Source organism: Streptomyces sp. NRRL F-6492, from assembly GCF_001280125.1.
Classification (GTDB): domain Bacteria; phylum Actinomycetota; class Actinomycetes; order Streptomycetales; family Streptomycetaceae; genus Streptomyces.
Map to the genome: position 1 here is coordinate 114,468 of NZ_LGEG01000222.1, position 12,086 is coordinate 126,553.

Sequence of the window (12,086 nt, forward strand, 5' to 3'; positions counted from 1 at the left end):
CGTCAGGAACCGCCCTCCTCGACGCCCTCCGCCAGCAGCTCCGCCACGTGCCGCCCCCGCCCGCCCGTCAGGTCCCCGATCTGCGTGCGGCACGAGAAGCCGTCCGCCAGGACGGCGGCGTCCGGGGGCGCGTCCCGCAGGGCCGGGAGGAGCTGGTCCTCGGCGCAGGCGACCGAGACCTCGTAGTGGCCCGGTTCGAAGCCGAAGTTGCCCGCGAGGCCGCAGCAGCCGCCCGCCAGGTCGCCGGTGAGGCCCGCGCGGGCGCGCAGCCGCCGGTCGGCCGCGTCGCCCAGGACGGCGTGCTGGTGGCAGTGGGTCTGGCCGGTGACCGGGCGGTCGAGGCGGGGCGGGTCCCAGTCGGGGGCCAGCTCCTCCAGGGCCTCGGCGAAGGTGCGGACGGAGGCGGCGAGGCGGGCGGCCCGGGGGTCGTCCGGCAGCAGCTCGGGCAGGTCGGTGCGCAGGGCCGCCGCGCAGGAGGGTTCGAGGACCACGACGGGAAGGCCGTCGCCGGGCGGGCCGAGGACGTCCAGCGTCCTGCGCATCACCCTCCTCGCCGCCCCCAACTGCCCCGTCGACACGTACGTCAGCCCGCAGCACACCCGCCCCTCCGGCAGCCGCACGCCCAGCCCCGCGTCCTCCAGGACCCGGACCGCCGCCCGGCCGACCTCCGGGGACAGGTGGTCGGTGAAGGTGTCGGGCCAGAGGGTCAGGGCCGGCGGGCGGTCCGAGGCGCGCTCCGCGAACCAGGAGGTGAACGACGCCTCCGCCACCCTCGGCATCGTCCGCTCCGGTGTCACCCCCGCCAGCCGCGCCGCGAACGGCAGCCGCATCGCCGCGTTCAGCCCCCGCCCGAACACGTCCAGCCAGTGCGGCAGCCACCCCATCGTCCAGTGCGAGCGCGGCCGGCGCAGCGGGCCGAGCGGGCCCGCGTAGTGCCGGTCGAGGAACTCCGCCTTGTACGCGGCCATGTCGACGCCCACCGGGCAGTCGCTGCGGCAGCCCTTGCAGGACAGGCACAGGTCCAGGGCCTCGCGGACCTCCTCCGAGCGCCAGCCGCCGGTGACGACCTCGCCGAGCGCCATCTCGTGCAGCAGCCGCGCCCGTCCGCGCGTCGAGTGCCGCTCCTCGCCCGTCGCCCGATAGGAGGGGCACATCACGCCGGGGCCCGAACTCGGGCCCTCCACCCGGCACTTGGCCACTCCCACGCACCGGGCCGCCGCCCGCCCCACCGCCGCCAGCGGAAGCTCCGGCCGCGAAGGCCCCGTCCCCGGCGCTCCCCCGGCCCGCAGCCCCTCGAACCGCAGTCCCTCGTCCAGCCGTCCCGGCCTGACCAGCATCCCCGGGTTCAGGCCCCCGTCCGGGTCCCACACGTCCTTGACCGCGCCGAAGAGCCCGACCAGCTCCTCCCCGTACATCCTCGGCAGGAGTTCGGCCCGCGCCCGCCCGTCGCCGTGCTCGCCGGAGAGCGAGCCGCCGTGGGCGACCACCAGGTCCGCCACCGCCTCCGAGAAGCGGCGGAAGTCCCGTACGCCCTTCCCCGTCCACAGGTCGAAGTCGATCCGGACGTGGACGCAGCCGTCCCCGAAGTGCCCGTACGGGATGCCCCGGAGGCCGAAGTCGGCAAGGAGGGCACGGAACGCGCGCAGGTACGCGCCCAGGCGCGCCGGCGGCACCGCGCAGTCCTCCCACCCCGGCCACGCCTCGCCCCCGCCGAGCGCCCGGGTCGCCGTCCCCGCCGCGTCCTCCCGGATCCGCCACAGCGCCCGCTGCCCGGCCGGGTCCCGCACGACGGCCGCGTCCACCGCGTCCGCCGCCCGGACCAGCCGCCGGGCCGCCCCCTCGCCGTCCACCTCCACGAACAGCCACGCCCCGCCCCGGGGCAGTCCCACGGCGTCCGGCACGAGGTCGAGGGCCATCCCCTCCACCGTCAGCGGCCGGTGCTCCAACAGCCCCGGCGCCGCGTCCGCCGCCGCGCCCTCGTCCGCGTACCCGAGCACCACCAGCACGGGCTCGGCGGGCAGCGGCACGAGCCGTACGGTCGCCTCCGTGACCACCCCGAGCGTGCCCTCGCCGCCGCAGAAGGAGCGGACCACGTCCACGCCCCGCTCCGGGAGCAGCGCGTCGAGGGCGTAGCCGGAGATCCGGCGCGGAAGTCCCTGCGGGTAGCCGGTCCGCAGCAGGGCGAGGTTTCCCTCCACCAGCTCCCGCAGTCCGGGCGGCGCGCCCCGCCCGTCCCGCCCGAGCGTCAACTCCGCGCCCCGGTAGGTCACCACATCCAGCGAGCGCACGTTGTCCGCCGTGGTGCCCCACGCGACCGAGTGCGCCCCGCACGCGTTGTTGCCGATCATCCCGCCGAGCGTGCAGCGGCTGTGCGTGGACGGATCGGGGCCGAAGGTCAGCCCGTACGGGCGGGCCGCCGCCCGCAGCCGGTCGAGGACGAGCCCCGGCCGGACGACCGCCGTCCGCTCCTCCGGGTCCAGGGAGACGATCCCGCCCATGTGCCGTGTGAAGTCGAGCACGACGCCCGTGCCCGTGGCCTGTCCGCCGATGGACGTGCCGCCGCCCCGGGCGACCACGGGCGTGCCGTGCGCCCGGCAGACCTCCAGGACCGCCGCGACGTCGGCGGCGTCGCGCGGGGCGACCGTACCGGCCGGAACGCGGCGGTAGTTGGAGGCGTCCATGGTGGTCAGGGCCCTGGCCGTGACGGAGAAGTCGACCTCCCCCGCGACGGCCGAACGCAGGGCGGCGGCGAGCTCGGACGCGTCTTCCCGGTGTCTTCCCACAAGTCCAGGATCCCGCGTCCTTCGTCTCATCCGGCGGACATCCGGCGACCGGCCCCTTCCCGACCCGATACTCTCCGCCTCGTGGCTGATATCCAGATTCCCGCTGACATCAAGCCCGCCGACGGCCGTTTCGGCGCGGGCCCCTCCAAGGTGCGTACGGAGGCGCTGGACGCCCTGGCCGCCACCGGCACCTCCCTCCTCGGCACGTCCCACCGCCAGGCTCCGGTCAAGAACCTGGTCGGCGAGGTGCGTGCCGGCATCCGTGACCTCTTCTCGCTGCCCGAGGGCTACGAGGTGATCCTGGGCAACGGCGGCTCCACCGCCTTCTGGGACGTCGCGACCCACGGACTGATCGAGAACAAGTCCCAGCACCTCACCTTCGGCGAGTTCTCCTCCAAGTTCGCGAAGGCCGCCAAGCTGGCTCCCTGGCTGGCCGAGCCGTCCGTGATCTCCTCCGACCCGGGCACCCACCCGGAGCCGGTGGCCGAGGCGGGCGTCGACGTCTACGCGTACACCCACAACGAGACCTCCACCGGTGTCGCCGCCCCGATCGAGCGGGTCGCGGGCGCCGACGAGGGCGCGCTCGTCCTGGTCGACGCGACCTCCGGCGCGGGCGGCCTGCCCGTCGACATCACCGAGTCGGACGTCTACTACTTCGCCCCGCAGAAGTCCTTCGCGGCCGACGGCGGCCTGTGGCTGGCGGCCTTCTCGCCCGCCGCCCTGGAGCGCGCGCGGAAGATCCACGACTCGGGCCGGCACGTCCCGGAGTTCTTCTCGCTGCCGACGGCGATCGACAACTCCCTGAAGAACCAGACGTACAACACCCCGGCGCTCTCGACCCTCTTCCTGCTCAACGAGCAGCTGAAGTGGATCAACGGCCAGGGCGGTCTGGACTGGGCCGTGGCCCGGACGAAGGAGTCGTCCGACGCGCTGTACACCTGGGCCGAGGAGTCCAAGTACGCCTCCCCGTTCGTGACGGACGCGGCGAAGCGCTCGCAGGTCATCGGCACGATCGACTTCGCGGACGAGATCGACGCGGCGGCGGTCGCGAAGGTGCTGCGCGCCAACGGGATCGTGGACACCGAGCCGTACCGCAAGCTGGGCCGCAACCAGCTGCGGATCGCGATGTTCCCGGCGGTCGACCCGGCGGACGTGCGGGCCCTGACGGCCTGCGTGGACCACGTGATCGAGAAGCTGTAACCCCCCCTTTCCGCACGGCGAAGGGCCCGGCACCGCACGCGCGCGGTGCCGGGCCCTTCGCCGTGCGTCCGTACGTCCGTGCGTCCGTGCGTCCGTGCGTCAACGGCTCAGCGCCTGGTAGCGGCGGACCGCCAGGGGCAGGAAGAGCGCCACGAGGGCGAGCGGCCAGAGGACCGCCATCAGGACGGCGTGCTGCTCGACCCAGGAGCCGCCGCCCGCGCCCGGGTTGCCGAAGAGCTCGCGGGTGGCCGACACGGTGGACGAGATCGGGTTCCAGGCGGCGACGGGCGCGAGCCAGGACGGCATCAGGGACGGCGCCACGTACACGCTGGAGAGCATCGTGACCGGGAACAGGACGACGTAGAGGGCGCCGGCCGTCTCCGTGTTCGGGACCACGAGGCCGCACCACACGCCCATCCAGATCAGGCTGAAGCGCAGCAGCAGGAGCAGTGCGAAGCCGAGGAGCGTGGCGCCGGGCCCGCCGTCCGAGGTCCAGCCGATGGCCAGGGCGGTGACGGCGAGGAGGGCGAGTTCGGCGGTGGCGATCAGGAGGTCGGACAGGGCGCGGCCGGTGGCGACGGCCGAGGGGGCCATCGGCATGGACCGGAAGCGGTCCACGACCCCCCTGCCGCTGTCGGAGGCGACGGCCGAGGCCGTGCCCATGAGCCCGAAGGCCATGGTCATGGTGAACATGCCGGGCATCAGGAACTCGCGGTAGTCGCCGTCGCCGGGCACGCGCATCGCGCTGCCGAAGACGAATCCGTAGAGCAGCACGGAGACGACGGGGAAGCCGAGCTGCCAGAGGATGGCGGTGGGGTTGCGGCGGTAGTTGAGCAGGGTGCGGCGGACGAGGGTGAGGCAGTCGGCGACGGCCCAGTAGGCGCGCCCGCCCGTGACGGGGGTGCTCACGCGGCGGCCTCCTGACGGGCGTTCTCCCCGTGGGCGGTCTCCCGGAGGCCGGGGCGGTCGGCCTCCTGGCCGGTCAGGCGGAGGAAGACGTCGTCGAGGGCGGGGCGGCGCAGGGCCAGGTCCTCGACGGCGATCCGCTCCTCCTGGAGGGTGCGCGCGACCTCGGTGAGGGCGGCGACCCGGTCGGTGACGGGGACGTGGACGCGCCGCTCGGCCTCGTCGGTGCGGGGTTCGGCGTCCGCGACCCGGGCGAGGACCGCGCGGACGGCGGGCAGGTCGGCGGCCTCGGCGACGACGACCTCGACGCGGTCGCCGCCGACGAGGTCCTTGAGGCCGTCGGGACTGTCGTCGGCGATGGCGCGGCCCCGGTCCACGACGGTGATCCGGGAGGCGAGCCGGTCGGCCTCGTCCAGGTACTGGGTGGTGAGCAGCACGGTCGTGCCGCCGGCGACGAGGGTGCGGACGGCGTCCCAGACCTCGCCGCGGGCGCGCGGGTCGAGCCCGGTGGTCGGCTCGTCGAGGAAGAGGACGGCGGGGGCGAGGATCATCGAGGCGGCGAGGTCGAGCCGGCGGCGCATGCCCCCGCTGTACTGGCCGGCGCCCTTGTCGGCGGCCTCGGTGAGGGAGAAGCGGTCGAGGAGTTCGGCGGCGCGGTCGCGGGCGCGGCGGGCGCCGAGGTGGAAGAGGCGGCCGAAGACCTCCAGGTTCTGGCGGCCGGTGAGGCCCTCGTCGACGGCGGCGTACTGGCCGACGAGCCCGATGCGGGCGCGGACGGCGCGCGGGTCGCGGGCGACGTCGGTCCCGGCGACCTCGGCGCGGCCGCCGTCGGCCCGGAGGAGGGTGGCGAGGATGCGGACGGCGGTGGTCTTGCCGGCGCCGTTGGGGCCGAGGAGGCCGTGGACGGTGCCGGAGCGGACGGCGAGGTCGAAGCCGTCGAGGGCGTGGGTGGTGCCGTCCCCGCCCCGGTACTCCTTGCGCAGGCCTTCGGCGAGGACGGCGTATTCGGGGACGCGGGCGGTCGTGTCGGCGCGTTCGGGCATGACGGCGTGCTGGGGCACGGGGGCCTCCGGTCGGGTCGGCATCGCGGAACACTGAATCGAGTACACCGTACTCCATTACGAGTACACCGTACTCAGTTCAAGAACGGCGCGCTTTAAAGTGGCCGCATGACCAAGAGCAGCCTCGACCTCCTCTGGGGCACGGGCGAACGCCCCAGCCGCGGCCCCAAACCCGGTCTCACCGTCGACCGGATCGTCACGACGGCCGTCGCCCTCGCCGACGCGGAAGGGCTCGACGCCGTCTCGATGCGGCGGGTCGCGGGCGAGCTGGGGGTGGGCACGATGTCGCTCTACCGGTACGTCCCCGGCAAGACCGAGCTGCTCGACCTGATGCTCGACCGGGTCCAGGGCGAGGCCCTGCCCGCCGAACCGCCGGCCCCCACCGCCTGGCGGGACACCGTCACGGCCCTCGCCCGCACCACCCTCGGCCTCTACCGGGCCCACCCCTGGCTGCTCCGGGTCAACCAGGCCCGCTCCGTCCTCGGCCCGAGCGCCCTGCGCGGCCTGGAGCTGTGCCTCTCGGGGCTCAAGGGGCCGCACGGCATGGGCCTGAGCGACCCCGAGACCATCTCGGTGATCATCACCGTACAGGGGTACGCGGCGGGCACCGCCCGCATGGAGCTCCAGGCCTCCGAGGCCGCGCGGGAGACCGGCATCGGCGACGACGCGTTCTGGGACGCGCAGCGGCCCTACCTGGAGCGGGCGATGCTCTCGGGCGACTACCCGCTGATGGCGTCGCTCGCGGACGACACCTTCGCCCGCGAGACCGACCACTTCGCCTTCGGCCTCGAACGGCTCCTGGACGGCTTCGAGGCCCTGGTGGACCGACGGAAGGGGATCAGCGGCGCCTGACCAGCCGCTTCCCGGCCACCACCAGGAGCGTGGCGCCGGCGAGCACGAGGAAGCCGACGGTGGCGTTCCCCTGCCCGCCCCCGCTCCCGCCTCCGCCCAGGGCCGCGGACGGCGACGCGGAGGCGCCGGGGGGCGCGGTGCCGCCGCCCGGGGTCTCCGCGTCCGGCCGCCCGCCCGACGGCGGCTCCACGCGCAGGACGCGGCTGCTCCTCCCCTCCGAGCCGAACATGAGGGCCGAGCCGTCCGCCGTGTACGTCACGGACTCCGCCTGCCCCTGGAAGGGAACCCCCACGGGCGCCCCCTCGCCTTCGGGGCGCCCGTCCTTCCACGCGTACTCCCGGGCGGTGAAGTAGCCGCGCAGGACGAGCCGGCCGCCGTCCGGGGAGAAGGCGCCGTCGGTCACCCACGGCACCTCGCCCACGCGCCGGAAGACGTTCGCCCCGGACGACGAGAGCCGCTCGGGCCCCGCGTACAGGCCGCCGCCGTCCTCGTTCTTGCTCGCGATGTACACCCGGCCGGTCTTCGGATGGACCATCAGGGCCTCGGCGTTGCGCGGCCCGTCGGCGTACTTCACGACGTACTGCTTCGCCGCCACCTTCTGGTCCTTCAGGACCTTCGGCTCGGGGAAGCGGTAGATCCAGACGTGGTCCCAGGAGCCGTCGAGGTTGTCGCCGACGTCGCCCACGTAGACGTCCCCGTCGGGGCCGACGGAGATCGCCTCCATGTCGCGGGGGGTGCCGACCCCCTGCATGGTCAGGGTCGCGACCGTCTTCCCCGTACGGGAGTCGACGCCGTAGATCAGGGGCGCGTCCTGGTCGTTGTGCGTCCAGTAGATCCCGGGGTGGGCGCGGCTCGCGGCGAGGCCGCTGGACTCGGTGATCCGGGTGTCCTGGATCGTGAAGTCCCGGTCGGGCTCCTGCCCTTCGGCACGGGCATGACCGGCCGGGAGCAGCACCAGGGCCGCCGCGCCGAGGGCGCACAGAGCAGATCGCATGCCCCCAGCCTGCCACGGGCGACGGGAACCCGGTTGACCATGATCGGGGACGCTGTCAGGGTCGCGTCCATGCCTACCTTCCTCGCTCACGACGGCACGGAACTCGCTTACCACGCATCCGGATCCGGGGCCCCGCTGCTCTGCCTCCCCGGCGGCCCGATGCTGGACTCCGCCTATCTGGGCGACCTCGGCGGCCTCGCGGCCCACCGCCGCCTGATCCTGCTCGACCCGCGCGGCACGGGCGACTCCGCCGTGCCGGACGACCCGGCCTCGTACCGCTGCGACCGGCAGGTGGCGGACGTGGAGGCGCTGCGGACGCACCTCGGCCTCGACGCCGTCGACGTGCTCGGGCACTCGGCGGGCGCGAACCTGGCCGCCCTGTACACCGCCCGGCACCCCGGGCGCGTGGCCCGCCTGGTGCTCGTCACCCCCGGCACGGCGGCGGTGGCGCTGGACACGCCCCCGGAGGAGCGGCTCGCGGCGGCGCGGCTGCGGAGCGGGGAGCCGTGGTTCGGCCCGGCGTACGCGGCCCTGGAGGAGGTCACGGCGGGGCGGGGCACGGCGGAGACGTTCGAGGCGGTCGCGCCGTTCCTCCACGGCACCTGGGACGGGGCCGCGCGGGAGCGGCACGCCGAGGACCGCCGGCGGCGGAACGACGAGGCGGGGGCCCGCACGAACGAGGGCGCCTTCGACCCGCCCGCCACGCGCGCGGTGCTCGCGGGGTTCGACCGCCCGGTCCTGGTCGTGGCGGGCGAGGGGGACGTGAACACCCCGCCGCCGACGGCCGCCGCGTACGCGGCCCTGTTCCCGAAGGCGGAACTGACCGTCCTGCCCGGGGCGGGCCACTTCCCGTGGCACGACGACGCGGAGGGCTTCGCGGGGGCGGTGGACGCCTTCCTCGCCGCCTGAGGTCCTCGCCGACCCCGCCTCGGAACCGTACGGGGTCCACCTCCGCGCCTCCGCCGTTTCCGCGCCTCCGCCGTTTCCGCTCCTTCGCGGCCTCCGCTCCTTTGCCGTTTCCGCAACAGGACTGGCCCGGCGCGCAGGCGCTGCACGACGGTGGGGCCATGACGGACGACACCGCAGCAGAAGCGCACCCCTCCGCCGACGCCCCCGCCGCCGACGGCTACGTCGGCGACCCCGCCGTGCGCGACGAGTGGGACACCCGCTACTCCGAGCGCCAACAGCTCTGGAGCGGGCGGCCGAACGGGGCGCTCGTCGCCGAGGTCGCCGACCTCTCCCCCGGACGCGCGCTCGACGTCGGCTGCGGCGAGGGCGCGGACGCCATCTGGCTCGCCCGCGCCGGCTGGGACGTCACCGCCCTGGAGGTCTCCGGGGTGGCCCTCGCCCGGGCCGCCGCCCACGCGCGGGACGCCGGCGCCGGCGTCCGCTGGGTGCACGCGGGGCTGACCGAGGCGGCGCTCCCGCCCGCCTCCTTCGACCTGGTCTCCGCGCAGTACCCGGCGCTGCTCCGCACGCCGGGGTCGACGGCCGAGCACGCCCTGCTCGCCGCCGTCGCGCCCGGCGGCGTCCTCCTGCTCGTGCACCACGCGGGCGTGGACGGGCACCACGCCGAGCGGCAGGACGACGCCTTCGACCCCGCCGCCTACGTGTGGCCCTCGACGGTCGCCGCGCTCCTCGGGGACGACTGGCGGATCGAGGCGGACGAGGAACGGCCCCGTGTGGCGCCCGAGGGCGGCGCGGGCGCCCACCACACCCACGACGTCGTCCTGCGGGCCCGCCGCCTGCGCTGACGCGCGGACGGGCCCCGGGGGTGTTCCGGATCACAGCGGGCCCCGGAAGACGGTCCGCGATGATGTGACCATGCGTTTTCTGTTCGTCGGCGACAGCATGACCATCGGACGCGCCGGCGACTGGACCTGGCGCTACCGGATGTGGCAGCACCTGGAGACCGTCCTCCCGGGCGGGTACGAGATCGTGGGCCCGCGCACGGGCCTGTACGACCCGTCGGCCCCGGACGGCCCCCACGACGGCGAGGCGTACGCGGCGCCGGACTTCCCCGCCCCCGCCCGCCGTCACCTGGCCGGCTGGGGCGAGGGCTGGCTGCACATGGCGCCGGTGATCGGGGAGACGGTCGCGGCGGCCGGGGCGGACGTGCTCCTCGTCTCCCTCGGCCTGATCGACCTGGGCTTCTACACGAACAGCGACCAGACGGACGAGAACGTCCGGGCCTTCGTCGGGGCCGCCCGCGCCGCGAACCCGCGCGTCCGGGCGGTCCTCCTCCCGGTCATCCCGAACGTCCGCGCCACCTACGACGCCCCCTTCGCCGCCGAGTGCGCCCGCTTCAACGACCTCCTCGCGAAGGCCGTCGCCGACCTGGACACCCCCGCCTCCCCGCTGCTCCTGGGGACGGTCCCGGCGTCGTACGCCCTCCCCGCCGACACCTACGACGGCACCCACCCGGGCCCCACCGGCGAACACAAACTGGCGGCGGCCTTCGCGGACGCGATGCACCGGGCGTGGGGCCTCGGCGGCCCGTACACCGCCCGGCCCTGACGCCGGCCCCGGACCGGTCCGCGCCGGTCCGGGGCCGGGAACGTCACCAGGCGAAGGCCTCCGGGGACGGCCCGGGGCCGGGGAAGACCTCGTCCAGGGCCGCCAGGAACTCCCCGTCCAGCTCGACCTCCAGGGCGCGCAGGGCGCCGGCCAGCTGCTCCGGGGTGCGGGGCCCGACGATCGGCCCCGTCACGCCGGGCCGGGTGAGCAGCCACGCCAGCCCGACCTCGCCCGGCTCCAGGCCGTGCTTGTCGAGCAGGTCCTCGTAGGCCTGGAACTGCGCCCGGGCGGCCGGGTCGGCGAGCGTGGCCGCCGCGCGCCCCTCCGTGCGCCGCTTGCCCTCGGCCTCCTTCTTCAGGACGCCGCCGAGCAGACCGCCGTGCAGCGGCGACCAGGGGATGACCCCGAGCCCGTACTCCTGCGCGGCCGGGATGACCTCCATCTCGGCGCGCCGCTCGAAGAGGTTGTAGAGGCACTGCTCGCTGACGAGCCCGACCGATCCGCGCCGGGCGGCGGCCTCGTTGGCCTGGGCGATCTTGTACCCGGGGAAGTTCGAGGACCCGGCGTACAGGATCTTGCCCTGCTGGATGAGCACGTCGACGGCCTGCCAGATCTCCTCGAAGGGAGTGGCGCGGTCGACGTGGTGGAACTGGTAGAGATCGATGTAGTCGGTGCCGAGCCGCTTGAGGCTGCCCTCGACCGCCCGCCGGATGTTGAGGGCGGAGAGCTTGTCGTGGTTGGGCCAGGCCTCGCCGTCGGCGCCCATGTTCCCGTACACCTTGGTGGCGAGGACGGTCTTGTCGCGGCGGCCGTGGCCCTGGGCGAACCAGGAGCCGACGATCTCCTCGGTCCGCCCCTTGTTCTCACCCCACCCGTACACGTTGGCGGTGTCGAAGAAGTTGAGCCCCGCGTCCAGCGCCGTGTCCATGATGGCGTGGCTGGTGGCTTCGTCCGTCTGGGGCCCGAAGTTCATCGTGCCGAGGACGAGGCGGCTGACCTTGAGTCCGGTGCGTCCGAGCTGCGTGTACTCCATGGGGGACAAGCCAACTGCCTGGAGTGCGCTCGAAGCAAGCGCCCGCGCGCCGCCTACTGACCGGCCAGCGACGCCACCGCGATGATCGCGAACATCAGTACGAGCACACCGGCCATGATCCGGTTACGAGTCTTCGGGTCCACCCATCGAGGTTAACCCGGCCCGTCCCCGCCCCCGCCCAGGGGCCACCCCCCGGCCCTCTCGTACCGGGGCTGCTCCCCCCGCACCCCGCTCACCGGCAGGTTCGACCGCACCAGGGCCAGCTCGCCCACCTCCCACCGGCCGCCCTCGAACCCGTCGAGCACGTCCAGGAAGGGCCCGGTGTCCATCCCGTCGCCCCGCCCGCGGCCGACGGTCAGGTGGGCCCGGTACCGGCGGTGCTCCTCCATCGCGATCCCGGCCCGGCGCGCGGCCGCTTCGGACCGCTCGGCGAGGAGCCGCAGCGCGTCCAGGTCCCCGGCGACCCCGGCCCACAGCGCCCGCCGCCCGAAGTGACCGCCCCCGTGGAGCCGCAGCGAGAACGGCGGCGTGCGGGACGCGGCCCGCTCCAGCCGGGCCCGCAGCTCGGGCAGCGCCGCGTCCTCCACCTCCCCCATGAAGGCGAGCGTGAGGTGCCATCCGGGCCGCGAGGTCCAGCGCACCCCCTCCGCCCCGGGCAGCCGGCGCAGCCGGTCGACGACGTGTCCGAGCTCGTCCAGCCGCTCCGGCGGCGGCAGGACGGCGGCGAAGAGCCTCATGGG

General features: G+C 75.0%; 11 protein-coding genes. 5 read left to right on the top strand and 6 right to left on the bottom strand.

What is annotated here, in order from left to right; genetic code table 11:
• Positions 1–2: 2 nt before the first annotated feature.
• Complete coding sequence (locus tag ADL08_RS20390; protein WP_053645006.1) at positions 3–2,813, bottom strand: FAD-binding and (Fe-S)-binding domain-containing protein; 2,811 nt, start codon at positions 2,811–2,813, stop codon at positions 3–5.
• 51 nt (positions 2,814–2,864) lie between these two features.
• Between ADL08_RS20390 and serC the strand changes: the two genes are divergently transcribed.
• Positions 2,865–3,983 carry a phosphoserine transaminase gene (gene serC / locus ADL08_RS20395; protein WP_053645008.1) on the top strand — a complete coding sequence of 373 codons (1,119 nt, stop codon included), beginning with the start codon at positions 2,865–2,867 and terminating at the stop codon, positions 3,981–3,983.
• Between the two features lie 99 nt (positions 3,984–4,082).
• On the opposite strand, the gene ADL08_RS20400 is transcribed toward serC, so the two are convergent.
• A complete protein-coding gene (locus ADL08_RS20400; protein ID WP_053645010.1) occupies positions 4,083–4,892 on the bottom strand; it encodes an ABC transporter permease in 810 nt (269 codons plus the stop codon).
• On the bottom strand, positions 4,889–5,932 hold the full coding sequence (locus ADL08_RS20405) for an ATP-binding cassette domain-containing protein (RefSeq protein WP_053645085.1): 1,044 nt from the start codon (positions 5,930–5,932) through the stop codon (positions 4,889–4,891). Before ADL08_RS20405 ends, ADL08_RS20400 begins: the two co-directional genes overlap by 4 nt.
• Before the next feature lie 126 nt (positions 5,933–6,058).
• Here ADL08_RS20405 and ADL08_RS20410 point away from each other — a divergent pair, with 126 nt between their 5' ends.
• The gene (locus ADL08_RS20410; protein WP_053645012.1) at positions 6,059–6,802 is read left to right on the top strand and encodes a TetR/AcrR family transcriptional regulator; all 744 of its coding nucleotides are present in this window, start codon (positions 6,059–6,061) and stop codon (positions 6,800–6,802) included.
• On the opposite strand, the gene ADL08_RS20415 is transcribed toward ADL08_RS20410, so the two are convergent.
• Positions 6,789–7,796 (bottom strand): hypothetical protein, encoded by a 1,008-nt coding sequence (locus ADL08_RS20415; protein WP_053645014.1) that lies wholly within the window; start codon positions 7,794–7,796, stop codon positions 6,789–6,791. The two genes, ADL08_RS20410 and ADL08_RS20415, sit on opposite strands and share 14 nt — an antisense overlap.
• Positions 7,797–7,865: 69 nt before the next feature.
• Here ADL08_RS20415 and ADL08_RS20420 point away from each other — a divergent pair, with 69 nt between their 5' ends.
• The 3 genes from ADL08_RS20420 (at position 7,866) to ADL08_RS20430 (ending at position 10,313) form a co-directional block, all read left to right on the top strand.
• Positions 7,866–8,705: an alpha/beta fold hydrolase gene (locus ADL08_RS20420; RefSeq protein ID WP_053645087.1), complete on the top strand. Its 840-nt coding sequence runs from the start codon at positions 7,866–7,868 to the stop codon at positions 8,703–8,705.
• 158 nt (positions 8,706–8,863) lie between these two features.
• Entirely contained in the window at positions 8,864–9,550 is a 687-nt protein-coding gene (locus ADL08_RS20425) for a class I SAM-dependent methyltransferase (RefSeq protein WP_053645016.1), read from the top strand.
• A gap of 70 nt (positions 9,551–9,620) precedes the next feature.
• Complete coding sequence (locus ADL08_RS20430) at positions 9,621–10,313, top strand: GDSL-type esterase/lipase family protein (RefSeq protein ID WP_053645089.1); 693 nt, start codon at positions 9,621–9,623, stop codon at positions 10,311–10,313.
• A gap of 43 nt (positions 10,314–10,356) precedes the next feature.
• Here ADL08_RS20430 and ADL08_RS20435 read toward each other — a convergent pair whose 3' ends face one another.
• Entirely contained in the window at positions 10,357–11,346 is a 990-nt protein-coding gene (locus tag ADL08_RS20435; protein ID WP_053645017.1) for an aldo/keto reductase, read from the bottom strand.
• Between the two features lie 152 nt (positions 11,347–11,498).
• The gene (thpR, locus tag ADL08_RS20440; protein WP_053645020.1) at positions 11,499–12,083 is read right to left on the bottom strand and encodes an RNA 2',3'-cyclic phosphodiesterase; all 585 of its coding nucleotides are present in this window, start codon (positions 12,081–12,083) and stop codon (positions 11,499–11,501) included.
• Positions 12,084–12,086: the final 3 nt, after the last annotated feature.